Source organism: Maribacter aquimaris, assembly GCF_014596745.1.
Lineage (GTDB): Bacteria > Bacteroidota > Bacteroidia > Flavobacteriales > Flavobacteriaceae > Maribacter_A > Maribacter_A aquimaris.
On the sequence record NZ_JABTCF010000001.1, the window covers coordinates 278,595 to 303,796 of the forward strand.

Consider the following 25,202-nt stretch of genomic DNA (forward strand, 5'->3'; position numbering starts at 1 on the left):
CCTTGTCCACGGGCATTAAATATCAATACAACACATTTTAAAGCTAAAATAGCATATATTTATGACTAAAATCATAAAAGAATCTAAAAATAATTTATACATTTGAATAACAAACGTTTAAATGACGTTTATTAAAAGCAATTCACAAAAAGCAAAAATGACCCCATCCGAAGCACACTGTTATGTAACCCATGGTTTGCCTAGGACGAACTTAGGACATCACACTATTTTAAACCCATATTCCAATGTATTCAACGGATAGATCAAAAATCGCAAAACTGTCTTTCAAAATGTCGGGCCATCCCTGTATTTGTATAAAGCAGCAATCCTTAAAGAATATCATATAAGCTAATTCCAAAATTACAAATCATGGATACGACCAATGAATTCCAGCAATTCGAAAAATTAGAAGTAGATCAATTACCGATTGCAAAAAACAAATTGCACAATTGGACCCACTTTGCCGGTTTGTATGCCGCTGAACATGTTGCCGCCACCGAATTTGTCATTGGAGCGACCTTCGTGGCTTTGGGCGCAACGACCAAGGATATCTTATTGGGCTTATTGATCGGTAACATTTTGGCCGTATTAAGCTGGACATTGATTACCGCCCCCATTGCCGTAGAAACCCGATTAAGCTTATATACCTATCTTAATAAAATAGCGGGTGACTCCATGACCAAGCTTTATAATTGGGCCAACGTCATAATTTTTACGGTAATATCCGCAGCCATGATCACCGTTTCCGCTACGGCTGTTCGTTTTGCGTTCAATATTCCCCCTCAATTGAACTGGTATCCGACCAATATGTGGTTTGTGCTCATTGTATTAATCGTTGGTCTTGTTGTGGTTTCTATTGCTATCTATGGTTTTAGTGCCGTTTCTGAATTTTCGAGTATTTGCGCCCCATGGCTGTTCGTTATGTTCACCAGTGGTGCATTTGTTCTTTTACCCGCTTTATCGTTGGAAGTATTGGGAAAAACCATACCTGATGGCTGGACCGACTTTATAACGCTCGGCGACCAATCCATATGGACCGGTGTCAACAGTGATGGGCAACCAGGCATTGGTCTTACCGAAGTGATCGGTTTTGCTTGGGCAGCCAATACCATAACACATTTTGGACTTATAGATATGGCTCTATTCCGTTTTGCCAAAAAGAAAGTGTACGGATTGGCCACCAGTACAGGAATGATGTTCGGACATTATGTGGCATGGATTGCTGCGGGTATCATGGGAGCAGGAGCCGCCGTGATTCTCGGAAAATCCATCGTAGAACTAGATCCCGGTGATGTTGCGTACTACGCCCTTGGCTGGTCTGGTTTTGTAATCGTAATTGTAGCCGGTTGGACTACCGCCGTTGCCAATCTATACCGTGCCGGTTTGGCCGCACAGGCTGTATTTCACAATACGTCAAGGAAAACAACAACATTGATCGTAGGTTTGGCAACGTGTATCGTGGCCTGTTTCCCTTTTGTGTTTACACAGATCCTTCCGTTACTTACCTATGCCGGTTTAATAGTCGTACCCGTTGGGGGCATCGTATTTGCCGAACATCAAATATTTCCCCGCATTGGATATTCAAGATATTGGTTGCACTATAAACAACTAAAAACCAGTACCCCTGCGATAACATCATGGATTCTAGGTCTCGCATTCGGTTTTGGCTTAAATGCGCTTAACGTCATGTCTTTCTTTTATCTTTTTATACCCACTTGGATCTTCACCATAGCCGTCTATACGTTTTTGGCCGGAAAATATGGTGCTAAAAACAAATACCCTGAGGCCGAGGAAAAAGAAAGAACACGTAATGCAAACATTGAAAGATTCCAAGAACAACAAGCCAAAAAAGAAAGCAAACCCATAAAGGATACTACACTTTTTTCAAAGGTATTGAAGGTCATTTCAATGCTAACATTGCTAATCAGCTTAGTATTGGCCTGTATCGTACTGTTCGGCAGCTCCAATGAAACCATATACTTGGAGAATCGCGAGATTTTCTATCGGTATACATTTATATGTACTCTAATTTATTTTGCCACTGCATATTGGGCGCTCAAACGGGGAAAATCCCAAAAAAAATAAATCTCATGAATAATAGCATTAAACTTAATCAAAAGAATTTGGCAGAAATCGCCAAAAGAATGCCTTGTCCAACCTATGACAGGAGTAAATTGAAAACAGGGATTGTACATGTTGGTATCGGCGGTTTCCATAGAGCTCATGAAGCTTTTTACACCGATCGGTTATTGCATGATGAGAACATTACGGATTGGGGTATATGTGGTATCGCCTTATTGGAATTCGATACGAAGATCCATAATACCCTAAAGGAACAAGATGGGCTTTATACCTTGATTATCAAAGAATTGGATGGCTCACTTACCAAACGTGTCATTGGTTCTATTGTTGAGAATTTATATGCCCCCGAAAATCCAACAACGGTAATCGAAAAAATGGCAAGTAGCGAGGTTAAGATCATTACCTTGACCATTACCGAGGGGGGTTACAATTATAGTGAGGCCACCCAAAGTTTTGATTTTACCAATCCTAATATCCAATATGACTTAAAGCATCCGGAAGCCCCAAAAACAATTTTCGGTTATTTAACACAAGCCTTTAAGCTTAGAAAAGAACGAGGATTACAGGGCTGTACCCTGCAATCGTGTGATAACATCCAAGGAAACGGTCATATGGCCAAGAGGATGCTATTGAGCTATGTGCAAAAAGCGGAACCGGAATTGGTATCGTGGATAGAAACTCATGTGTCGTTTCCAAATAGTATGGTCGACCGAATCACACCGGCCACAAGTGCAGCCGATATTGAAAACCTTAAAGCATCCTCAGGCATTGATGATGCTTGGCCAGTGGTTTGCGAGCCCTTTAAACAATGGGTCATAGAAGATGATTTTACAGCAGGCAGACCTTCATGGGAAACCGTAGGTGCCCAATTTGTGGAAGATGTGGTTCCCTATGAAAAAATGAAATTAAGCCTATTGAATGCAGGCCATACCGTTTTAGGGATCATAGGTGCCTTACTGGGATATGACACCATCGATGAATCGGTTCACAATCCTCAAATAAGTGCCTTCTTAAAGCATTACATGGACATAGAGGTAACACCTACGTTGGGATCCTTGGAAGGCGTTGATCTGGACGGTTACAAAAAATCCTTATTGGAACGGTTTGGAAACATCAATATCAAAGACCAAATCGATAGGATTTGTTCTGAAAGCTCTGCAAAATTCCCAATTTTCGTTTTACCGACCGTAAACACCAATTTGGAAAAAAAGGGCTCCATTGCATTTGCATCCTTGGTGATTGCCGCATGGGCAATTTACAGCCTAGGAAAGGACGAAAAGGGCAATAATTTGAACATTAAGGATGCCATGAGGTCCATCTTGAACGAAAAAGGTCTTGCCGCCTCAAAAGGCGATCCAAAAGCCTTTTTGGAAATTGAAACCGTATTTGGCAAACTCAAGGATTCACCCACTTTTGTAGAGGCGTTTACAAAGGCCTATAAAAACATAACAGAAAAGGGTATTGCAACCTGTGTTATCGAACAAAACGATAAGGCACTTAAAAATTAGCGAAATGAAAAATATCGTTTGTTTTGGAGAGGTGCTATGGGATGTGTTCCCTTCACATAAAACTATAGGGGGCGCCCCATTAAACGTTGCCCTAAGGTTGCAATCATTGGGCAATACTGTTTCCATCATCACAAGAATAGGTGATGATGCGCCCGGTAAGGAAATAGTGGCCTTCGCAGCCAAGCATGGTGTTAACGTCGATTACATACAGGTAGATACAACTTTAGGGACAGGAGCGGTAAAAGTGACGTTGAATGAAAAAGGTTCCGCCTCCTATGACATTAATTTCCCAAGGGCTTGGGATAATATCCAATTCACCGAACAGGCCAAGAAAAAAGTCCAGGATTCGGATGCCTTCATTTTTGGTAGTTTGGTGGCTAGGAGTGAAACCTCCAGGGATACGTTATACGGACTTTTAAAACTGGCAAAATATAAAATCCTTGATATTAACTTAAGAAAACCACATTACACCCTAGAGGTTTTAACTTACCTTATGAAGCAAGCTGATTTTCTTAAATTCAATGACGATGAGATTTTTGAAATTGCGTCAGCCTTGGGGGCTACTTCAAAATCCATGGAAAATATCGTTCTATTCATGGCCGAACACACCCATTCAAAATCCATTTGTGTAACCAAAGGACGCCACGGGGCGCTGCTCTACCACAACGACACCTTTTATTACAATAGCGGATATAAAATAATCGTTTCCGATACGGTAGGTGCCGGGGATTCCTTCTTGGCCGCCTTGACGGATAAATTATTGAAGGGCACCCCTCCCCAAAAGGCAATCGATTTTGCCAGTGCCGTAGGTGCTATTGTGGCCAGTAAACAAGGAGCCAATCCTAAGATTGAAAATCAAGAAATCGAGGGTTTTATTCAATAATGTAGACGAAAATAAAGGTTTCCCAGAAATTATTCGATCCTTCAAATCTTAAGTAATCAATAATCTTGAAAGATAGTAGAAAACCGAGTGTGAAACCCAGGTTTAACCATAGCGTATTCGAACGATAAGGAGGAAGCACAGAATTTAAAGAATGACAGAAATCAACTCTTTACTTCAATTTGTTTTAACTGAATAAAGCCAAAAGCATTCAACAGTCTGATTATCAAATATGTAATATCAATTTCATACCATTTTACGCCAAAATTGGCTCTACTTGCGAACTTATGATGATTGTTGTGATAGCCTTCGCCCATCATTAAAAAATCGAATCGAAAAAGGTTTTTACTTGTGTTCTTCATTTTATAATTCACATAGCCATAAATATGTCCAAACCAATTGATTATAACTCCGTGAATAGGTGCCATTAAAAAAGTCACAGGTAATAATGACCATTGCCATGGTGAAGTCGTAAAGAATGCAAAAAATAGAATATAAAGCGAAATCCATAGTATTCGTGAAAATCGTGAACTTGCAAAGGCATCAAAAGCTTTCCATTGCGGAACGTTCTTGGTAAAACGCTGGTCAATTTCAATACGCTGTTTATTGATATCTTGATAGATGTTTTTTGTTCTCCACATCATCGCAAACAAATTAGCATCATGCGATGGTGAATGTGGGTCATTTTCAGTATCTGTATATGCATGATGCATACGATGCATAACACCGTACCCATAAGCACTTAAGTAACTTGACCCTTGAAATACCCATGTAAGGACAAAGGTGATGCGTTCCATGGTTTTTGACATGGTAAATACCTGGTGTGCCGCATAACGATGCAAAAAGAAAGACTGAAAAAACAAGCCTCCATACCAAAGCACTAAAACGAAAATAACGATTGCCATAAGTTTTTTCACAAATATAGCTTCAGACTATAAACAAAACAATGAACCTAAATCAATAAAAATGGGTCACACGCGTTTTCGAATTCTACTTAAAGCTTGGGCTGTTACCCCAATATAAGAACTGATGTATTTAAGGGGAACAACCTTTAGAAGTTCAGGACGCTCTTTAAATAACTTTAGATAGCGCTCCTCAGCCGTTAAATTCAATAAGTATTGTTCGCGTTTCGATTTGAGCAGAAAGAGTCGTTCTGCCGTAAGCCTACCAATAAGATTTCCTATTTGGGTGGTTTTATATACCTCCTGCAGATCATCATACGTAATACTTAAAATGGATGTCTCTGTCAGTGCCTGTAATTGATAAGTAGAAGGTTTCCTTGTTAAAAAAGAATCATATGCACTTATAAACTGGTTTTTGAAACTAAAGCCAAAAGTGATTTCCTTTTCGGGGTTTTCCTTTGGAATATATAAGCGCACAATACCTGCTTCAATAAAGGAAATATGGTTTTCTATCTCGTTGAGTTTTAAAAAAACCTTTTTCTTCGGAATAACGGATGGCTTTAATTTTGATGTGAAAAAATCCCAATCAGAATTAGATATGATCGCTATATGATCTAAGTAAGCTTTTATCTGTAACAAATCTTATAAACCTTATATTATGGCGTAAAGTTAAGGATTCCTGAAATTACATATAATGACTCGTTAAATGAAGTAACCTTACCAAGTATGGAGCTTCCTTATTACGGAATACCCGAATCATAATAAAGAGTAAAAATCATGGCAGAATTAAATGTATGCTTTAATTTTATAAAAAGTTTTAAAAGAGCCCATCGGTAACGATGAGCTTTTTTTATGAAATTACAAAGGTGCTTTTAATGCTACTAAAAGAGATTTAATATGAGCAAGGAAAAGTTTATGCAAGAGGCCGTAAATGCGGCTTTAAAAGGGATGCAAAATAATGAAGGGGGACCCTTTGGCTGTGTGATCGTCAAAGACGGAAAAATTATCGGTAGAGGTAATAACAGAGTAACATCGACCAACGACCCAACGGCACATGCTGAGGTTATCGCTATCCGGGATGCCTGCAAGAACCTGGATTCATTTCAATTGGAGGGTTGTGAGATTTATACCTCCTGCGAACCCTGCCCCATGTGTTTAGGTGCTATTTATTGGGCCCGACCCGATAAGGTCTATTATGGAAGCAATCAAGCCGATGCCGCCAATATCGGCTTTGATGATGCCTTTATCTATAAAGAGATTCCCTTACCCTATAACGAACGAAGTATCCCCTTTGAGCAATTGGTACCGGAAATAGCGATAAAACCTTTTCAGGAATGGGAGAAAAAAGAGGATAAAACGGAATATTAGTTCTAGATAGATCACATTCCACCATAAAGATCAAGCCTTTAGGGGTTTAAAGCTGATAAACAGTACGGTGTAAACAAACAACAGCAGTAAATACCATGAATTGAATACTAAGTCCAGATAATCTATCCTTCCTTTAGAAAAGCTCAAGATCATTAAAACCTGTGCACCATAAGGGAGTAACCCTTGGGAGATACAAGCAAAAATATCCAAAATGGAAGCTGTCTTTTTATTATCCAAATGATACTCATCGTTCAGGGTCTTGGCTATAGGACCGGCAATGATAATGGATACCGTATTATTTGCAATGGCCGTATTGATCGCCCCCACCAATGTAGCAATTCCATACTGGGCCGTTCTCTGGTTTTTTATAAGCCTTCTTATCTTGATCAAGATAAATCCAATCCCCCCATTTTTTTCTACCAAAGCTGCCAATCCCCCTGTAAGTAGGGATAATAGGAATATTTCCGACATGTTCGTAAACCCCGTATAGGCGATTTTAGTGGATTCCAAAAGGGTGAAATCACCATAAACAATCCCTAAAAGTCCGGCCGAAACCACACCTAACAATAAGGTTACGAAAACATTAACGCCCATGATGGAAAGGATGATGACCAATACATAAGGCATGATTTTCAAAACGGAATAACTATAGGCTACGGTAGCTGTTTCCATGGACTTTAATCCCAACCCTTGAAAGATCAATAAGGCCATAGTGAATAGGGCGGCAGGAACGGCCATCTTGATATTCTGTTTGAACTTATCGCTCATTTTACACCCCAGGGATTGGGTTGCGGCAATGGTGGTATCTGAAATGACCGATAAATTGTCACCGAACATACTACCCCCCAATAAGGCGCCAGATAATATGGCCAGGTCCGCACTGCTTTTATCCGCAAAACCTACCACTATAGGGGCCAAAGCGACAATGGCACCGACCGAGGTCCCTGTTGCTATCGATAAAAATCCGGAAATTATGAAGATGCCCACATAAATATATTGAATGACAATATAATCCAAACCAAGATTTACGATCGAATCCACACTACCGGTCTCGTTCGTAATTGCGGCAAATGCCCCGGCGAGTAAATAGATCAGGCACATGGTTACTATTTTATCATCACCACATCCTTTTAACAAGGTTTCTATTTTTGAACTTAACGATTGTTCAAATAGTATGAATGCGACAATAATGCCCATGATGACAGCAATAGGGGCAGGTAACGCATAAAAATCGTCTTGATAGATCCCAACACCCAAAAACGTGAAAACGAAAACAAATAGGGGTATTAAAGCTGAAAATTTAGGGGTAACGCTTTGAATAGTTGCCATTTCTCTTTCTTCATTTCAAAAAGGAAACAGCTCCCAATAAATGGGATCATGATGTAACATTGGGTCCTATTAATTGGCTTATCTATTTAGCACCTTGCTCTTTATTGCAGGTTGCTATCTCCTCTTATGGGATTCTTGATACTAATTTAGGGCCGCAAAATTAGTGCAAATAACGATCTGCTGTTCTTAAAAAAAGTTAATTTCCGAGGTGGAATTCAACGGCTATTTTTTACAACTTTCAGTGCCACTATTCCTTGGGCATGGGAACTTTCCCGTTTTGAAGGAAGAATGTAATTACACTACCTTTGTTGCACGTATTTCGTTAAAGCTGCTGTCCCTAAAAAATGGGAATGCCCATTTTGGAAATAAAAGAAATTCAGTGTAAAGAAATATGAGGTAAATCTATAGAGGATTCCATTTTTATAAGCATTCTGCTATAACGTTATACATCAGCACATTTCCAGCAATGAAAAGAACACTTTCTATTTTCACCCTTATACTATCTTTAGGATATAGTGCTACAATATATTCCCAACAAACGGTTGATGCTGCTGCTATAGACAATCATCTGACTTCCATTTATAAAAAGTTTAAGGACAATAAGCACGACTACGGTGGTACTTATGGGGAAGCGAGGGATAGCATTTTAATACGATTTCAAAATACCTTGGCTGAAACCCTTAAAAATGAATCATTAATAAATGTGAAATACGATTCATTATCCAAGTTTGTAAGAATCATTTCTTCTGAAGACGATAAACTAAGAATTTTTTCTTGGAATGAGTTTAGTGGTGGTACATGGCACATCTATAATTCCATGTATCAGTATAAAATAAACAATGAATTGGCTGTTGGTTTTTTGACAACTACCGAGAATCATAACATCATCGATAACACGGAAGTTTACCATTATCAAATACATCGTATCGACAATGATAAATACCTAGTAAAGGGGTACGGAACACACGGTAGCGGTAAAGAGTTTTATGTTTTTAGATTATTAAGCTTTAGTGATGGGGTTTTAAAAGATTGCAATGGCTGCTTTCATGGGGATGATAAATTCATGTATGAAATAACTAGAGGTCACGATGAGTTGATACCCCAATACAACCCCGAAACAAAAGAAATATCATACCATGGGTTAGTCGAAACCTATATCGATGGAGACTTGGATTCCCCATCGGGCTTCATGAAATCTACCGGTAAAATTCTAAAACTGACGTATGAAAACGGAGCATTTATACCCATGGAAGATTAATTCATTTTAAAATAGTGATTTCTCCTTTTAAAACCGCATTAAATTGCGGCGGCTAACCGACAAGCTTGATTTATGGCTCGTTTAGCATCTAATTCGGCAGCAACATCTGCACCACCAATTACATGTACTTTTATGCCTTTTGCCTGCAATGGTTCTAAAAGTTCTTTAAAGGGTAATTGACCTGCACAGATAACAATACTATCTACTGCCAATAATTTCTGCTCATTATTTTGGGTATAATGCAAGCCTTCATCATCTATTTTGGTGTACTGTACTTCATTGATGAACTGTACTTTTTTCTTTTTTAAGGTAGAACGATGGATCCAACCCGTGGTTTTGCCGAGATTGCCTCCAAACTTACCTTTGCTACGCTTAAACATAAATATTTCCCTAGGGGAGGGGGGTATTTCTGCCTCTATATGCTCAACCCCACTGCGAGCCTTTAGGGTCTTATCAATGCCCCATTCTTTAAGCCAAGCATCAATATGTAAAGCTGTACTTTCCCCTTCATGGGCGAGATATTCAGAGACATCAAAACCGATTCCGCCTGCGCCGATAACCGCAACACGCTTACCCACTGGTTTTTTCAGCTTCAATACATCTATATAGTTTAGGACTTTTGGGTGGTCAACACCCTCAATTTTCGGGGTTCTTGGTTTGATTCCGGTCGCTACAATAATCTCATCAAAATTGCCATTCTGTAAATCTTCTGCAGTTACTCGTGTATTCAGTTTTACCGTTACTTTATGCAATTCCAATTGTTTATTGAAATAGCGAATGGTTTCATAGAATTCCTCTTTGCCAGGTATTTGCTTTGCCAGGTTAAATTGCCCTCCAGTCTCTTTTTCAGCATCAAAAAGCGTAACATCATGACCGCGTTGCGCTGCTACTGTAGATGCTGCCAAACCTGCCGGACCAGCACCTACAACGGCTATTCTTTTCTTTTTTTCTGTCGGGTTATAATTCAGTTCCGTTTCATGACATGCCCTTGGATTCACCAAACAACTGGCAACCTTACGTTTAAAAACATGGTCTAAACAGGCTTGATTACAAGCGATACAGGTGTTTATCTCATCTGCCTTATTTGCTTCCGCCTTATTGACCCACTCTGGATCTGCCAAAAATGGTCGTGCCATAGAAACCATATCGGCATGACCTTCCGCTAAAACTCGTTCGGCAGTTTCTGGCATATTTATTCTGTTGGACGTAATTAACGGAATCGATAATTCTTCCTTCATCTTTTTGGTCACCCATGTAAATGCCGCCCTGGGTACTGATGTAGCAATGGTGGGTATGCGGGCTTCATGCCAGCCAATCCCTGTATTTATAATTGTCGCTCCTGCTTTCTCTATTTCCTTGCCTAAGGCAACCACTTCTTGCCAAGAGCTTCCTTTTTCTACCAAATCCAACATGGATAAGCGATAGATAATAATAAACTCCTTACCAACGGCTTCACGAGTTTGCTTTACGAGTTCAATCGGTAAACGCATCCGGTTTTCATAGCTACCCCCATAAGTGTCGGTACGTTTATTTGTTCTTTCCGCAATAAATTGATTAATCAAATAGCCTTCAGAACCCATAATTTCCACCCCATCATAACCCGCTAGTTTGGAAAGTTTGGCAGAATTCACAAAATCACGTAGAGTACGATTAATACCGGATTGTTTCAGCTTAAAGGGTTTAAAAGGGGAGATGGGCGACTTTATAGCCGATGGTGCCACTGCAAAAGGATGATATCCATACCGACCAGCATGTAGTATTTGCATACAAATCTTACCACCTTCCCTATGTACGGCATCCGTAATGACTTTATGGTGTTTCGCATGCTTTTTAGTGCTCATTCGCGCAGAAAAGGGACCTGTCCAACCTTGTACGTTGGGCGCAATGCCACCCGAAACAATTAATCCGACCCCACCCTTTGCCCGTTCGGCATAATAAGTGGCTATTTTTTCCATGCCATTTTTTTCCTCTTCCAATCCGGTGTGCATAGAACCCATTAATATTCGATTCTTTAGGGTGGTAAATCCTAAATCCAAAGGCTCAAAAATATGCTTGTACTTGGTCATTCTAGATTGCTTTTTAGTTCCACTTTATTATGCGTGCATAATAATGAACAAGATACGTTTTTAAAACATGACAACTAATGATACAGTTTTTTTTGAGTCCGGACAACCTATTTACAATCATATAAGTAGGTTTTGATTACCCGCAGTACTTCAACCGATTGTTTAAGACAAAACCGGGCAAACCCCTGTGGTGTATCGTTATCGGTTGAATTAAATAGGCGTCAAAGGGATAGGAGTGAAGTGGGAATGTATCTGGAATGGTATTCTAGTTGAAAGCATAACGATTCAATACCCTAATACGACACTTCAACATATAATGCTTTTGTTTTTTGGTGATTCCCAAGATATTTGATCCGCTGACCATTGCTTATTTTTTTGGTTTGCATGCCATATAAATAATCCCGTTATTCGCTTATAGGGTATCCAGGGAAAGGTGCCTTCATAGAGAAGAAGAATTGTTATGATTCTTTTCGGAAAAGTATCTTCTTCATGGATTGCATGTACATTCCACCCTATTAAGCAGAGCGTATACCACTAATAAGGTCACATTTATGCCATTATTGAATAAAAAGAAACGAATACAATATCTAGGGTTTGATGATTTCTGGTATTCGATCATGGGCATTCTTGTATTAAGTATTATCACAAACTATTTATTCAATAACCCATCCGAGAGAACATCCACAGCACTCGTTTTCATAGGTTGGGTCGCTTCCTTATTCTTTACCCTTTGCGATTGGGTCATTATACGAAGTATCTTAATTTCTTTGCGAAAAAAATACCCCGATTTCAAAGACGATAAAAAGCGGATTGGCATCCTTATTCTAGCTGTAATTTCCACGGTTTTTTTGGTGGATTTACTGGGGGGATATTTATCGGCGGGCGTCATCAAACTATTTGGGTATAGCTCACAACATGTAATACATTTAAAAGTACTTATTCCGGTCATTATCATGACGATTATGGTGATGGCCATTTATGAGGTCATTTACTCGTATGTACGCTTAAAAAAATCGATACGGGAAGAGGAACAAACCAAACAGGTAATGATACAGGCGCAGTTAGACACCTTAAGAAACCAGGCGCGTCCCCATTTCCTTTTCAACAGTCTAAATACCCTGCGGGATATCATTGACCAAGACACCAAGGAGGATGCCAAGGATTTTGTGGATAATTTATCCGGTGTATATCGTTTTATTATCGAGTCGGGCAACTCCAATTTAATTTCGCTAGGGGAGGAGTTGCAATTCGCGAAAGCCTATATTCATATCCAGTCGGAAAGATTTGGGGATAACTTGAAGTTGAACTGGAATATTCCTGACGCTAAACTTAGCACAATGATCGTCCCTATGAGTTTACAGCTTTTATTGGAAAATGCCATAAAACACAATATTGTTTCCAAAGCCAAACCATTGACCATAACCGTAACCATTACGGATGACCACCTGGTAGTACGTAATAAAATCCAACCCAAATCGAGCCAAACACCCTCAACACAAATCGGTTTGCAGAATATAAAAAAACGGTATCAACTTATAGCAAGTAAAACGCCTATCATCAAAAATGAGGGAGGGCATTTTACAGTTTCCCTTCCATTATTAAAACCATCCAAAGAAAAGTCATGAAAATATTGATCGTTGAAGATGAACCCCGTGCAGTAAGTCAATTAAAGCACTTATTGAACAACAGTGATTTTGATTTTGAAGTACTGGCTGTTATCGATTCCGTCGAGGATACGGTTTTATGGTTTAGAAATAATAGGACACCGGATTTGGTGTTCATGGATATTCAACTGGCGGACGGTTTAAGTTTTGAGATTTTCCGGAAAATAGAAGTAACCGCACCTATTATTTTCACTACGGCTTTTGACCAATACGCCATTCAGGCCTTTAAGGTAAACAGTATTGACTATCTCCTAAAGCCCATCAAACAAAACGACTTGGATGCTGCATTGATCAAATTCTCGAAATCCAAAAGGCTATCAACTCCCATAGAACCGAATATTTTAAAAGAACTTTTAGGTAGTATCCAAACACCACAAAAACGTTCGGGAATCTTGGTAAAGGAGGGGAGTGGCTTTGTACAAATACGGGTATCGGAGCTTTTGTATATGTATTCGCAGGACAGTATCACGTTTGGTATTACCCATAACAAACGCTACATCATAGATGAGACCATGGACGAATTGTTTGGGTCCTTGGATGACACCAAGTTTTACAGAATCAATAGGGGCCAGATCATCTCCAAAATTTCAATCCAAAAAATAGAACCCTATTTTAACCATCGCGTAAAGTTATCCCTATCAAATCCCCGTGACCAGGAATTTATTGTAAGCAGACAAAAGACCAGCGATTTTAAAGACTGGTTGAACCAATAGGACGTCCGTGATGTTTCAAGTAACATTCCCTACGTTTCAACACAAAGTACTGCTATTCGGAGGGGATTAAAACCATATTTGTGATGTAATCAAAAAACGACATCATGAAAAAATTACTTGTTATCCTCAACCTATTCATCTTCTTTCAATTATCGGCCCAGAAGGACGTAAGCGCAACGCAATGGCAAGAAGACCTTCGTTTTTTACAGAACACGATCCATAAAGACTATTCGTTTCTTTTCGTAAAAACGACCAAAGAGGATTTTGATACCCAGGTTGAAGCACTTTACCATGAGATTCCCAACCTAAGGGAACACGAGATCCGTGTGGGATTGGCACGTATGATATCCCAATTTAAATATGGTCATACCCAGATCCCCTATAGCACCATGGCCAAGAGCGGAATCTTACCCATCAATCTGTACCAATTTAAAGCGGATATCTATATTGAAGGCGTTCAAAAAGACCACAAAAAGGTTTTGGGCGCCAAAGTCTTGAAGATAGGTGATACGGCTATAGACAAGGCTATGGAATTGATTTATCCTGTAGTTCCCGTAGAAAACGAGCAATACTTTAAAGCCTATGGACTACGCTTTTTATTGGCGCCGGAAGTACTGCATGCACAAGGCGTTATCCCGGAACTTTCAGGGACGGTCACCCTTACTTTGGAAAAAGAGGGAAAGGTCTTTACGCATGAATTTAAAACCATCGCTATGGAAGATAAGCCGAAAGCCTTCAATTTCACATTACCGACGGCGGAGTGGCTCACGGCCCGAAATACGGAGACGACCCCTTTGTATTTAAAACATCTCGAGGATAAACTGTTCTATTTTGAATATTTGGAAGACATAAAAACACTCTATGTTCGACAGAGTTCCGTATTTGATGATGAAAACGAAACCCTTGAGCAATTTTATAAGCGACTGTTTGAATTTATTGATACGCACCATATAGAAAAGTTGGTCTATGATGTCCGTCTTAACGGTGGTGGTAATAACTACAACAATCTCCCATTGATAAAGGGCTTGATGGCAAGACCGAAAATCAATAAAAAGGGTAGTTTCTATTTTATTATCGGTCGTGAAACGTTTTCGGCCTGTCAAAATCTGACCAATGAAATCACTAGGTATACAGAAGCGATTTTAGTAGGGGAACCAACAGCGGAGAATGTCAATTTTTATGGGGATACCCGACCCGTAGTATTGCCCAATAGCAAGATTACAGCGTATTTATCGTATTTATGGTGGCAAGATATGCCCGCCTTGGAAAATGCCGATTGGACCGCCCCCAGCATTCCCGTTACCATGGGTTTTGATGACTATGTAAACAATCAAGACCCGGTATTGGAAGCCGCATTGACATTTAATGCCCATGATTTTGAACCCAAACCCATCGAATATATAACGGACCTGTATCTATCCGGACAAACACAGCAATTGGCCGAAGTACTTCCCAAAATGATACAAGACCCCCGTTATGCTTTTTGTGATTTTGAAATGGAATTAAACAAAAAAGGAAACCTATTATTGCAGAGTGGCCGTGTACCACAAGTACAGGCTTCCATTCAGGTATTTTCGATGGTTTCACAACTATTCCCGAATTCTGCAAGCACATATAAAAATCTAGGGGAAGCGTACATCGCATTACAAGACACCCCTAAAGCAAAAGAGGTACTCAAAAAGGCCATTTCCTTGGATACTAATGGAAAAATTGGCAAAGCTGCAAAAGGGATGTTATTGGAGATAGACCAATAATAGCGATAAAATCAAGTTTCTTGACCCAGCCTGTCCTGAGCGGAGTCGCAGGGATAGGAGGGGAGGGGAATCGAAGATTCGTGGCTTCATTGCCATGACTTTTAGATAAAGCAGGCGGTTTGACCATATAGTTGATTGTAAACCATATCAATTGAATGGTAGAATTCAGTTTTTGTAAAGGGCTTTTTGATAAAATCCGCACACCCAAGTTCCCTAGCTTCTCCCTCAAAACCTTGTTTGGTAGAACTGGATATAAAAGGCACTCGGTTTCCGAACATTTCAAGAAAAGAAAATCCATTCATACCCGGCATTTCAATATCGGACAATACCACCTGTGGTTTTGCTGTTTGTATGTACACCCAAGCATCATAAGAATCGATGAAAGATGTTGTGCGACCAATTAAAGGGTGGGTTTTGGCTAGCTTTTCAGCCAAGGATAACCATAGAAAAGAGTCATCTACGATGATCAGGTCAAGTTTCATATGTTTTGATTTAGGAACTTTAAATCTATCCTATTGTTTCAGAATGACAAATTATATTGGACGAAAGGAGCATTAGTGTCTTTAAAAGTCCATATCCGATGATTTTTCATCTTTTGAAATGTTCAATAAAACGCATAGTTTGAAAACACGTTAAGTGTCCGCAAAAGGAATAAAGGGCTACTTTACACGTGACACGTGCCAAAAGGAATTAGCCAGTGGCTGATTGCTTTTGGCGGCGGGTTGGGGCAGTGGCGTTTATTGCAGAATTTCCTTTTACATAATACCTGCCAATATGGTTTTAAAGAAACTTATTATACAAGCCAAGCCTGTCCCAAGTGGAATAGGAGGGGAGGGTAATGTGTATGCAATGGGTAAAATTAATTTTCAATACCAAGGACTATCCCTTAAAGGGTATAAAATATGCACTAAACAAAATCATACCACAAACTATTTTCGTTATAATCAGTAATTACGCTTGCTGTATTTTGTGCATGAAATGAATTAATTAAGTTAGAAACATCGAGTTTTATTAATTCTAGACAATTTGTGGTTAAGTCTTTCCTAAAGCCTTTCCCTTCCATTTCCAACACAAAATTCAAAGTAATTACTCTAGAAAATATTTTACCCAGATCAATCATTTTTCTTTGTTTTAACCCAGGATCAAAACTAAAATCCAATTCATTTTTGAAGTAAGGATAAGACTGATCGGTTAAATTGAAATCTTTAAGAAAATGATAGATATTAAACTCTTTTTTACGTTTCATAAGCTTTACAATCATCTCAGAAATTTGAGTGTATAGCATTTCGTTAGATCCCTCGAATATTTGAAAAGCCCTACTATCCATAATACCTCGTCCACCAACATTGTCAATTTTAAACCCTTTTGCTCCAGAAAGCTGTGTTAGTGTTTGTGCTGCTTCTTGCATTAAATCGGTTACAAATGCTTTCATGGTATTTGCCTCGATGCCTTCATTGGACAAGTCGTTTTCTATTCCACTATGACCACTACTTCTAAAACACATGGCAGAAGCAATAGTGTAAGCACCTTGAACTCTGGAAATTTGATATTGGATTTGGTCTAATTCAATTAGTTTTTTTCCACCAACAATTCGTTCATTACAATATTTGATAGACTCGTCTAACATTCTTTTAATGAATCCTGTTGCCATTCCCGGAAACTGCATTCTACTTCTGTGCAAAATGTCTAACATCATTTTTACACCAGAGGTTTCTGGTTGTAGTTTAAATTGAGCAGGAACTTTGACATCAACCTTATTTCTCCCGTAAGGAATCATGTATAAGCCTATATTGTCGTAATATTCCTCTACCGTTATTTGCTGATTTGGTTGGGTAACATCACAGATAAAAAAATCAATATCCCTGCTTAAATTGCCATTACTATTTTTTTTCCGGGAAGTAATTAACCAATAATCGGCCATACCTGTTAAACCTTGCCAATGTTTTGTTCCTTTGATGATATATTCATCCCCTACTTTTTCATTAAAGGTTTCCATACCCAAAGCATCACTGCCAAAACTAGGTTCAGTAATCATTAAACCGCCCATATTCTGCTTTTCTAAAAAGCGTTTAAAGATGTCGGCTTGAACGGACTTATTGGAATATTTTGCTACGGGCTCTAAAAACAAAGCAATGTTAATTCCAAATGTTAGTGATAAGGCAAGCGATTCGTATGAAGCACTTGATAAAAGTCTAAGGCATTCTTTTACTTTTACCCCTCTACCTCCAAAATTTTCCGGTATAGCTACAGATAATGGAGCTTTTGCCATAATATCCCTTAAGGCCACCACTGGTAAACCTCTTTCTTTACTAAATTGGTTTATGTCATACCGCTCATGAAAAACACTTTTTAAACTGTTTTCAAACTCTTTGATGTACTCTGAAAATTCTTGGAGCATTTTTTTCCCTAATTAGTTTTATACTTGTTAAAGATATGAGGTTTAGTATTTCTACAGCAATCATTTTTGATACTTTCAATAATGATATTCTAAGTAAAATTATTAAGACTCATTCTAATTAAAAATTAATTATAGCTTTTTTTTTAAAAATAGCCAATAAAAGACCAAAACATGTATTAAGATTAGCGTGGCCTCAGAAAACTTTTGAAAACCAATAGCTATTTTGATGCCGCTGTTAAAAAAGCATAGGAAAATATTAGTTCAATGTCTTAGCTATTGTTTTTTAAGGTTGTCCCTATCGGCGTAGAAGGAATAGGAAGGGAGTGAAACCTTTAGGTTCATGAATTCCTTATTATAAAATAACCAACCATGAATAAAGGAGTGTGGAATGGTATTTTATATGCAAACGCGGAAAAGAATAGAAGAGTTACAGTAATTTTGTGTTTCATATACATTATATAATTTCAGAAGCTTGTTAGAGAAAAGACAACAATTACCCCAAGAACAATTTATAGATGCAACTAATTTCATTTATTGTTTAGAAGCGGTTCATGAAACAGAAACGGACAAGGTTACCGAAGCACAAGAAAGCTTGGAACAATTGGCCTTGAAATATGGAATAGCAAGCATCTATAAAACCTGTGACACCATTGAAGGACTGGAAGATAGCTTAAACACACTGGTCTTGGATGATCATCATTTTAAGGATTATGAAATCATCTACATGGTTATGACCGGTGAGGCCAATAGTATTTGTTTGAATGACTACTACTATAGTTTACAGGAAATTGCTGAAATTTTTGAAGGAAGGTTACAAGGAAAGATCTTACATTTTTCAAATGCGAAAATCTTGGATTTGGACGAAGAGGAAGCACAATATTTTTTGGATATCACCGGGGCAAAAGGTGTTTCTGGCTATGGTAATGCACATAATGGAATAAGTAGCTCAAATCTTGACAAGGCCTTCTTCAACTTATTCAAGGAAGATGATACTATGTTGGATGTGGTAGAAGAGCTGCACCAAAGACACTACAATGTCTGTAAATTACTTGATTTTAGATTGTATTACTAAGGGCCGAGCGTTAAAAAAAGGTCTAGCAGACCTTTTTAGCGAAAGAGCCAGCCGGCGCGTTGGCCTTTTATCTACGGTTTTCTATAATACCAATAGGGTAGGGGTTCAATTAAGAATTACATTAGATCCTGAAATATAGCGTAGCGAGGCGTAATTGTTTCCATCCCGAGACTTCGGGAATCTGTAAGCCTTAAATGCAAAAAAGAACAGAACACGAACTCCGGGATAGTTTATACTTTCTTTTTCTAATCCACACACACTTTTGGGATTGAATCTTTATTTACCTTCCCTCGATGTGTACTACAAGGGATATTCTACGGATTACAAAGTTCGTTTGGCCTAGCACAATGGGGGAAAATCGACCTATATGTGTATGCTTTCTTTTTCCAATTCACACCCAACTTATGGGATTGATCCATCACCCCTTTTATTTATTTCACTACTTCCTTTTCGACTTCAATAACGAATTTCAATAAGCGTACAACCTACTTACTTTTTGACTAAAAAAATAGACCCGTTTTATTGTATAATAAATTGTTACTTTCACAATTCCATACACACCTAAAAATGAAGAAAAAAAGGCAATATTCTATCTTAAAAAGTATATATTTAATACTATTCGTGAGTTCTTTGATACAATGTTCACCAAAAGTAGCATCCTCGATTTCAGAAGAAGCATGGGATGCGCTACCCGCAGATGGTCCAAATATCTCATCGTTTGACGGTATCTATTACATTTCTGATACCGCATCTGGAATGTATGCAGCAACTGAATTTCAACGACTTTTTAAAGCATTTACAGGTAAAGAGTTGCCTATTGACAGTTCCGGATCAACGATTGGAAAAACCATTGTAATAGGTCCTAATGCAGCTACTAACGTTGGTTTAGAAATAAACACAAAAAATCTAGGTAAAGAAGGGTTTACTATCGAGATCTCTAAGGATCAAATAGCTATTTTCGGGGATCAACCTCGTGGAACGCTCTATGGTGTCTATGAGTTTTTTGAAAAATATTGTGGTGTTCGATTCTTGACTCATGATCATACTTTTTATCCAAAAGAAGGGAGAAATGATGATTTTAGAATCAAAGGAAAAAATTATAGTTACGTACCTCCTTTTGCTTTCCGTTCTTCGTATTATGGTGAAACACTCAAAAACCCTTCGTTTGCTGCCAAACTGCGGACCAATACGGTTAAAGGTGAAGATCAATTTGGCGGTATATCCGAGTATATACGTGTAAGTCATAATGTTTCTTCTCTTCTTCCCCCTTCCATTTATGGCAAGGAACATCCAGAATACTATGCATTGGTCAACGGAAGGCGTGAAGTAAGCATGCATGGCGGTGGGCCACAATTATGTTTAACGAACAAAGACGTTCTAGACCTTGTAACAGAGGCCACTTTGGAGGCCATTGAGAAAAATCCAACCCGTAAGAATTTCAACGTTGCTCAAATGGATAATGGTAGTTACTGTACCTGCGAATCTTGTGCGGCTCTCGATGCGCAAGAGGAATCCCATGCGGGTACCATGATTTCTTTTGTCAATGCCGTTGCAGAGCGTGTTGAAAAAACGCATCCAGAGGTTTTAATTGGCACCTATGCCTACGAATACACGCGTAAGCCACCGAAAACAATAAAGCCAAGGGACAATGTCATGCTTATGCTATGCAGTATTGAATGTTGTAATTATCATGCGATTGACGATCCTACTTGTATGCTGAACGAAGAGTTTAGCAAGGATATGGATGATTGGAATAAAATAGCCAAAAACATCTTTATCTGGAATTATAACACCAATTTCAGGGGGTATCTCCTCCCTTTCCCGAATCTACAAAGCATCGGAAAGAATGTTGACTATTTTGCGAACCATAGTGGTCGTGGCGTATTTATGCAGGCAGCCGGAAATGGTTTTTCCACGGAGTTAAGTGACTTACGAAATTATGTGATATCACGCTGTCTATGGAAACCGGGTCGCGATAGTTGGCAAGAAACCATTGACTTTTGTCGCATGCATTATAAGGAAGCCGCACAACCTATTATTGATTACTTAAGTTATTATCACGATTTGATTGAAAAAGAAAAGCGGCACCCCGGTCTTTATTCTACTGAAGCGACTTTATGCTTAAATGCCGAAACCGTAAATCAAATGGATTCTTTTTTTAAGGAAGCACTTTCATTGGCAAAATCAGAAGAGGTGCGTACGCGGGTAGAAAAGGCTTCGCTATGTGTATATCGTGCAAAACTGAGTGTAGCGACTATGAATCTCACCTATGAAAATGGTTTATGCAAGCCTTCTTTAAATGATACTGATGCGTTTATACTGGATAAATACACTGATCTATGTGCAAAATACAATGTAATCAGGGACAATGAATATGTGAAAAATGAAACCTACCTAAAAAATATGCGTGCAATTTTTTCAGGTATGAAAGCAGTTCAATTAGAAAATAAGTATTGGCGATTACTTGTATTACCTGAAAGTAATGCTAAGGTGGTTGGGATGACCTATAAGCCTACGGACCGAAACGTTGTTCAACCGACACGTGCCTTTGATCGTTTTCGTTTTGAAGAATGGGTTAGAGCCGGGGATGGCCCAAAAGCTGATGGAATTTTGGGGTATGAAATTGTTGCCCAAAGCCCTACGGAAGTTAATATTGCACTTACCACAAAAGATGGTGCCCGAATTGAACGTACCATCAGTCTCGAAGGAGAGGGCATCCACTTTGAAACAGCCTTAAAATCGAAGACAGACCGTTCCTTTAATTTCTTCGTACACCCCGAATACAATGCTGGGTCAGGCACTTTAGACCCTCAAGAAGTCGGTGTGTATGTGAAAGCTGACCATTGGTTGCAGGTGAACCAAGGTTGGGAAAATGCAAAACCAACAGAAAGGACAAATTCCATACTGAATAAAGGGCTTAAAGGAGGGTCCTTTGCCTATTTTAACCAAAAATCCGGATTTGGTGTTGAGCAACGTTTTAAACCGGGTACTTTTGAAAATTTAAATCTTTTCTGGAGTCCAGAGCGTGTACAGATCAATTTGGAAATGACCCCTAATGTCAAAGAATTGAAAGCCGGGCAAGAGGCAAGTTACGCCTATGAGATCCATTATTTGGATGAAGCACCAAGGAACAATTAAAACATCATTTTTCAAGGCTTCGGGAAGAGGTTTGTCGCAGGGGTTCTAAGAATTGGAAATTTTGTAGAAAGTCTTTCCTATGTATAAAATTTGAGGCTAGGTGAACCTATAAGGATTGCCAGCCGCGTTCACAAAATAGTGCTACAGTATCTTTAAAAAATTTATTCTAAAATACCTCTTCTACAAGGGTAATGAAACCGGAGGTTAACGAGGACCTATTTATCAAAATAGAAATGACCCGAGTAAACACTTTTTATGCGACGACGTAGGAGGGAAGCGTAATGTGTGTGGAATGGCAATTATACTAAATCACTAATTTCTTTTTAAAATACTAATTATTGTTAAAATTAAAACAAGTTTCAGTATCTTATTATAGTCTTTTATTATTATTCTCAAAAAATATTCTATTTATTTTTTTATTACTAATCAATTGATTAGTTTTGTGCAATAATTTAGTTTATGCCTAGAGTAAAACAATATAATGAAGCAGAAGTAATAGAAAGTGCTATGGGCGTATTCTGGCAGAATGGCTATAAAAGTACTTCTTTACGAATGTTATCCAAAGAAATGGGTATCAATCAATTTTCTATAAATGCTAGTTTTGGTAATAAACAAAATCTGTTTTTAGAAAGTTTAAAATTGTACAGAACTAAGCTACAGCAATTATTAAAAACCTTTGAAGAGAATTCTAATGGTATTGAGAGTATTAAGAACTTCTTTTATGCATTTGCAGAATTTTCAAACCAAAATGAGTACAAAAGAGGCTGTTTAATGATCAATACAATGTCTGAATTTGGTCTTGAGGTAGATAAAGAAGTTGGTGCTCTTATTTCAAATTACGCAGAACAGTTAAAGGCTTTATTTAAGAAGAATCTTGAATTCAATACTACAAAAGATAACGACACTATAAAAAGACAAGTAAATTACCTTGATTTGGCTATTGGTGGTTTAGGCTTAGCAACAAAAGTAAAAGACAATACAGCCATAGAAGATTATATAGAAATGACATTTAATAACTTATAACATTTTTTTTACCTTAAAACTAATCAATTGATTAGAAATAAATATAGAACACATGAAAACAAAGAACAACTTAGGAAAAACAGTACTACTCACGTTAACAATTGTATTATTAATGGGAAACAATATGCAAGCACAAGAAAAGGAAGTATATAATAAGGATATTACCAACAAGAAAGAAAGACCATTTATAGTGGATAAGGGCGAGTATCCTTTTAAAAGTAATTGGTTTGAAAAAGATGGCGTTTCTATGCATTATATAGATGAAGGTGAAGGGATACCTATTGTATTAACTCACGGTAACCCAGATTGGTCTTTTTTAAATAGAAATATTATTAAAGGACTTTCAGGTGAAGCTAGAGTAATAGCTTATGATTTACCAGGATTTGGTTTTTCAGACACGCCAGAAAACTATGGTTTTACACCACAAGAGCATGTAGAATGGATTAGCGCACTTCTTTTTGAGCATTTAAAGTTAGAGAAGTTTATTATTGTTGTTCAAGATTGGGGTGGACCTACAGGGCTATCCGTAGCTACAAGCAACCCAGATAAAGTTTTAGGAGTAGTTATCAGTAATACTTGGGCTTGGAAAGCAGAAGGAAAATTAGAAGGTTTCTCTATGTATATGAGAACACCAGAAATGGAAGCAAAGGTTATCGATAACAATTATTTTGCAACCACATTAATGCAAAGCTCTATTAATAAAAAATCGAGTAGTACTAAAGCAATTACAGATGCTTATGAAATGCCGTTCCCAACCAAAGAATCTAGAAAAGGAACAGCAATATTCCCGCAGCAAATTACATTAGCAGCAGATTGGTTAGTAGATTTAGAAGGCAAGCTGAATACGCTACAAGATAAACCTGTTGAATTTATTTTTGGTTTAAAAGATGATACAGTTGCTTCACAAGACATTCAAGATAAATGGCGTTCTATTTTCCCTAAAGCACCAGTACAATTGTTACCAGAAGCTGGTCACTTTACACAAGAAGACAGTCCTGAGAGTTTTGTGTTTTCATTGAGAAGAATTCTAAAAAATATAGAATAGATTAAATGGCTGATTCAACCGATTATGTAGACTTTATTTTGGACCAATTATCAAATTGGAAAACGATCATCACAAAAAGAATGTTCGGTTGTGTCGGTCTTTATGCAGATGGTTTAATGTTTGGTATAATCGCCAAAGAAACTATTTATTTTAAAGTAGACGACTCCAATAAAAACAAGTATTTAGAAGCTGGTTCAGAGACTTTAAAACTTTTTAAAAGTAACAGTGTGGTCGCTTCTTTTTATGAGGTTCCTGTTGAAATTATTGAAGACGCAAATCAATTTGTGGTTTGGGCTGAAGCCTCTTTAGAGATTCAAAAAAGAAAAAACGAAGTATGAAAGTAATTATAACAGGAACCACGGGTATGGTAGGACGAGGCGTTTTAATAGAATGTTTAGAATCTCCAAATGTTGAAGAAGTATTGGTCATAAACCGAAGCTCTTTGCAAATGCAGCATCCAAAATTAAAAGAAGTAATTCATAAAGATTTTTTCAATTTTAGTTCCATTAAGGAAGAATTAAAAGGGTATGATGCTTGTTTTCATTGCATGGGAGTTTCTTCTATTGGAAAGAAAGAGGAAGAATATCATCGTTTTACCTACGGAATAACGGAAGAATTAGCTAAAACGCTTTATACTATAAATCCAGAAATGGTATTCAATTATGTTTCTGGAGAAGGCACAGACAGTACCGAAAAAGGAAAATTGATGTGGGCTCGTGTAAAAGGAAAAACCGAGAATATGATTTTGAATATGGGCTTTAAAGATGCTTATATGTTTCGACTTCAAGTAATTCTTCCTTTGAAAGGGGTGAAATCCAAGACCGCATGGGTAAATGCATTCTATTTTATCGCTCGTCCGTTTTTTGGACTTTTAGAAAAAAAGAAAAATAACACCACAAGTGTCAACGTTGGTCTCGCTATGATTAATAGTGTTCTTTTTGGAACCGACAACAAACTTTTAGAAAATGAACAGGTAAATAAACTAGCAAAAAATTAAACCAA

The 25,202-nt window shown here is 38.0% G+C and carries 20 protein-coding genes and 1 riboswitch; of the genes, 14 read left to right on the forward strand and 6 right to left on the reverse strand.

All coding sequences use genetic code 11. The features are described 5' to 3' along the window. The first annotated feature begins 369 nt into the window (after positions 1 to 369). Genes HPE56_RS01205 through HPE56_RS01215 form a run of 3 tightly spaced genes read left to right on the forward strand, consistent with a single transcriptional unit; the run spans position 370 to position 4,473 of the window. Positions 370 to 2,085 (forward strand): purine-cytosine permease family protein, encoded by a 1,716-nt coding sequence (locus HPE56_RS01205; RefSeq protein ID WP_188241944.1) that lies wholly within the window; start codon positions 370 to 372, stop codon positions 2,083 to 2,085. Between the two features lie 5 nt (positions 2,086 to 2,090). Continuing rightward, positions 2,091 to 3,590 carry a mannitol dehydrogenase family protein gene (locus tag HPE56_RS01210; protein WP_188241945.1) on the forward strand — a complete coding sequence of 500 codons (1,500 nt, stop codon included), beginning with the start codon at positions 2,091 to 2,093 and terminating at the stop codon, positions 3,588 to 3,590. Between the two features lie 4 nt (positions 3,591 to 3,594). After that, a complete protein-coding gene (locus tag HPE56_RS01215) occupies positions 3,595 to 4,473 on the forward strand; it encodes a carbohydrate kinase family protein (RefSeq protein ID WP_188241946.1) in 879 nt (292 codons plus the stop codon). Between the two features lie 161 nt (positions 4,474 to 4,634). On the opposite strand, the gene HPE56_RS01220 is transcribed toward HPE56_RS01215, so the two are convergent. Together HPE56_RS01220 and HPE56_RS01225 are read right to left on the reverse strand one after the other, a co-directional pair. Beyond that, positions 4,635 to 5,375, reverse strand: a complete 741-nt coding sequence (locus tag HPE56_RS01220; protein WP_188241947.1) for an acyl-CoA desaturase — start codon at positions 5,373 to 5,375, stop codon at positions 4,635 to 4,637. A 66-nt stretch (positions 5,376 to 5,441) separates the two neighbouring features. Then, positions 5,442 to 6,011, reverse strand: a complete 570-nt coding sequence (locus HPE56_RS01225) for a Crp/Fnr family transcriptional regulator (RefSeq protein WP_188241948.1) — start codon at positions 6,009 to 6,011, stop codon at positions 5,442 to 5,444. 258 nt (positions 6,012 to 6,269) lie between these two features. Here HPE56_RS01225 and HPE56_RS01230 point away from each other — a divergent pair, with 258 nt between their 5' ends. Beyond that, positions 6,270 to 6,740, forward strand: a complete 471-nt coding sequence (locus tag HPE56_RS01230) for a nucleoside deaminase (RefSeq protein WP_188241949.1) — start codon at positions 6,270 to 6,272, stop codon at positions 6,738 to 6,740. A gap of 30 nt (positions 6,741 to 6,770) precedes the next feature. Here HPE56_RS01230 and HPE56_RS01235 read toward each other — a convergent pair whose 3' ends face one another. Beyond that, the gene (locus HPE56_RS01235; RefSeq protein ID WP_188241950.1) at positions 6,771 to 8,069 is read right to left on the reverse strand and encodes a Na+/H+ antiporter NhaC family protein; all 1,299 of its coding nucleotides are present in this window, start codon (positions 8,067 to 8,069) and stop codon (positions 6,771 to 6,773) included. Between the two features lie 49 nt (positions 8,070 to 8,118). Next, positions 8,119 to 8,216: riboswitch (SAM-I-IV-variant riboswitch) on the reverse strand. 319 nt (positions 8,217 to 8,535) lie between these two features. On the opposite strand from HPE56_RS01235, the gene HPE56_RS01240 reads away from it, so the two are divergent. Further along, positions 8,536 to 9,327, forward strand: coding sequence for a hypothetical protein (locus tag HPE56_RS01240; RefSeq protein ID WP_188241951.1), 792 nt, complete (start codon positions 8,536 to 8,538; stop codon positions 9,325 to 9,327). A gap of 38 nt (positions 9,328 to 9,365) precedes the next feature. Here the strand turns inward: HPE56_RS01240 and HPE56_RS01245 are convergent, their stop codons facing one another. Then, positions 9,366 to 11,393 carry an NADPH-dependent 2,4-dienoyl-CoA reductase gene (locus HPE56_RS01245; protein WP_188241952.1) on the reverse strand — a complete coding sequence of 676 codons (2,028 nt, stop codon included), beginning with the start codon at positions 11,391 to 11,393 and terminating at the stop codon, positions 9,366 to 9,368. A gap of 551 nt (positions 11,394 to 11,944) precedes the next feature. On the opposite strand from HPE56_RS01245, the gene HPE56_RS01250 reads away from it, so the two are divergent. The 3 genes from HPE56_RS01250 (at position 11,945) to HPE56_RS01260 (ending at position 15,524) form a co-directional block, all read left to right on the forward strand. Then, positions 11,945 to 13,018: a sensor histidine kinase gene (locus tag HPE56_RS01250; protein WP_188241953.1), complete on the forward strand. Its 1,074-nt coding sequence runs from the start codon at positions 11,945 to 11,947 to the stop codon at positions 13,016 to 13,018. Then, entirely contained in the window at positions 13,015 to 13,770 is a 756-nt protein-coding gene (locus HPE56_RS01255; RefSeq protein ID WP_188241954.1) for a LytR/AlgR family response regulator transcription factor, read from the forward strand. Before HPE56_RS01250 ends, HPE56_RS01255 begins: the two co-directional genes overlap by 4 nt. Before the next feature lie 104 nt (positions 13,771 to 13,874). Continuing rightward, positions 13,875 to 15,524 (forward strand): tetratricopeptide repeat protein, encoded by a 1,650-nt coding sequence (locus tag HPE56_RS01260; RefSeq protein WP_223170135.1) that lies wholly within the window; start codon positions 13,875 to 13,877, stop codon positions 15,522 to 15,524. 101 nt (positions 15,525 to 15,625) lie between these two features. On the opposite strand, the gene HPE56_RS01265 is transcribed toward HPE56_RS01260, so the two are convergent. Next, the gene (locus HPE56_RS01265; protein ID WP_188241955.1) at positions 15,626 to 16,006 is read right to left on the reverse strand and encodes a response regulator; all 381 of its coding nucleotides are present in this window, start codon (positions 16,004 to 16,006) and stop codon (positions 15,626 to 15,628) included. A gap of 425 nt (positions 16,007 to 16,431) precedes the next feature. Beyond that, a complete protein-coding gene (locus HPE56_RS01270) occupies positions 16,432 to 17,922 on the reverse strand; it encodes an acyl-CoA dehydrogenase family protein (RefSeq protein WP_188241956.1) in 1,491 nt (496 codons plus the stop codon). A gap of 472 nt (positions 17,923 to 18,394) precedes the next feature. Here HPE56_RS01270 and HPE56_RS01275 point away from each other — a divergent pair, with 472 nt between their 5' ends. The 6 genes from HPE56_RS01275 (at position 18,395) to HPE56_RS01300 (ending at position 25,197) form a co-directional block, all read left to right on the forward strand. After that, complete coding sequence (locus HPE56_RS01275; RefSeq protein WP_188241957.1) at positions 18,395 to 18,994, forward strand: DUF6642 family protein; 600 nt, start codon at positions 18,395 to 18,397, stop codon at positions 18,992 to 18,994. Between the two features lie 567 nt (positions 18,995 to 19,561). Beyond that, on the forward strand, positions 19,562 to 22,132 hold the full coding sequence (locus tag HPE56_RS01280; RefSeq protein WP_188241958.1) for a DUF4838 domain-containing protein: 2,571 nt from the start codon (positions 19,562 to 19,564) through the stop codon (positions 22,130 to 22,132). A gap of 459 nt (positions 22,133 to 22,591) precedes the next feature. Beyond that, on the forward strand, positions 22,592 to 23,155 hold the full coding sequence (locus HPE56_RS01285; RefSeq protein ID WP_188241959.1) for a TetR/AcrR family transcriptional regulator: 564 nt from the start codon (positions 22,592 to 22,594) through the stop codon (positions 23,153 to 23,155). Positions 23,156 to 23,207: 52 nt separating this feature from the next. Then, positions 23,208 to 24,200, forward strand: a complete 993-nt coding sequence (locus HPE56_RS01290; protein WP_188241960.1) for an alpha/beta fold hydrolase — start codon at positions 23,208 to 23,210, stop codon at positions 24,198 to 24,200. A 5-nt stretch (positions 24,201 to 24,205) separates the two neighbouring features. Further along, a complete protein-coding gene (locus tag HPE56_RS01295; RefSeq protein WP_188241961.1) occupies positions 24,206 to 24,538 on the forward strand; it encodes a TfoX/Sxy family protein in 333 nt (110 codons plus the stop codon). Further along, a complete protein-coding gene (locus tag HPE56_RS01300; RefSeq protein ID WP_188241962.1) occupies positions 24,535 to 25,197 on the forward strand; it encodes an NAD-dependent epimerase/dehydratase family protein in 663 nt (220 codons plus the stop codon). The genes HPE56_RS01295 and HPE56_RS01300 overlap by 4 nt, the downstream gene beginning before the upstream one ends. Positions 25,198 to 25,202 lie beyond the last annotated feature (5 nt).

Excerpts from the sequence above, each read along its gene's own strand:
- HPE56_RS01290 (WP_188241960.1), top strand. The coding sequence starts at position 23,208 with ATGAAAACAAAGAACAACTTAGGAAAAACAGTACTACTCACGTTAACA.
- HPE56_RS01280 (WP_188241958.1), top strand. The coding sequence starts at position 19,562 with ATGAAGAAAAAAAGGCAATATTCTATCTTAAAAAGTATATATTTAATA.
- HPE56_RS01215 (WP_188241946.1), top strand. The coding sequence starts at position 3,595 with ATGAAAAATATCGTTTGTTTTGGAGAGGTGCTATGGGATGTGTTCCCT.
- HPE56_RS01210 (WP_188241945.1), top strand. The coding sequence starts at position 2,091 with ATGAATAATAGCATTAAACTTAATCAAAAGAATTTGGCAGAAATCGCC.
- HPE56_RS01240 (WP_188241951.1), top strand. The coding sequence starts at position 8,536 with ATGAAAAGAACACTTTCTATTTTCACCCTTATACTATCTTTAGGATAT.
- HPE56_RS01235 (WP_188241950.1), bottom strand. The coding sequence starts at position 8,069 with ATGGCAACTATTCAAAGCGTTACCCCTAAATTTTCAGCTTTAATACCC.
- HPE56_RS01220 (WP_188241947.1), bottom strand. The coding sequence starts at position 5,375 with ATGGCAATCGTTATTTTCGTTTTAGTGCTTTGGTATGGAGGCTTGTTT.
- HPE56_RS01260 (WP_223170135.1), top strand. The coding sequence starts at position 13,875 with ATGAAAAAATTACTTGTTATCCTCAACCTATTCATCTTCTTTCAATTA.
- HPE56_RS01265 (WP_188241955.1), bottom strand. The coding sequence starts at position 16,006 with ATGAAACTTGACCTGATCATCGTAGATGACTCTTTTCTATGGTTATCC.
- HPE56_RS01285 (WP_188241959.1), top strand. The coding sequence starts at position 22,592 with ATGCCTAGAGTAAAACAATATAATGAAGCAGAAGTAATAGAAAGTGCT.
- HPE56_RS01250 (WP_188241953.1), top strand. The coding sequence starts at position 11,945 with ATGCCATTATTGAATAAAAAGAAACGAATACAATATCTAGGGTTTGAT.
- HPE56_RS01245 (WP_188241952.1), bottom strand. The coding sequence starts at position 11,393 with ATGACCAAGTACAAGCATATTTTTGAGCCTTTGGATTTAGGATTTACC.
- HPE56_RS01295 (WP_188241961.1), top strand. The coding sequence starts at position 24,206 with ATGGCTGATTCAACCGATTATGTAGACTTTATTTTGGACCAATTATCA.
- HPE56_RS01205 (WP_188241944.1), top strand. The coding sequence starts at position 370 with ATGGATACGACCAATGAATTCCAGCAATTCGAAAAATTAGAAGTAGAT.
- HPE56_RS01270 (WP_188241956.1), bottom strand. The coding sequence starts at position 17,922 with ATGCTCCAAGAATTTTCAGAGTACATCAAAGAGTTTGAAAACAGTTTA.
- HPE56_RS01255 (WP_188241954.1), top strand. The coding sequence starts at position 13,015 with ATGAAAATATTGATCGTTGAAGATGAACCCCGTGCAGTAAGTCAATTA.
- HPE56_RS01230 (WP_188241949.1), top strand. The coding sequence starts at position 6,270 with ATGAGCAAGGAAAAGTTTATGCAAGAGGCCGTAAATGCGGCTTTAAAA.
- HPE56_RS01300 (WP_188241962.1), top strand. The coding sequence starts at position 24,535 with ATGAAAGTAATTATAACAGGAACCACGGGTATGGTAGGACGAGGCGTT.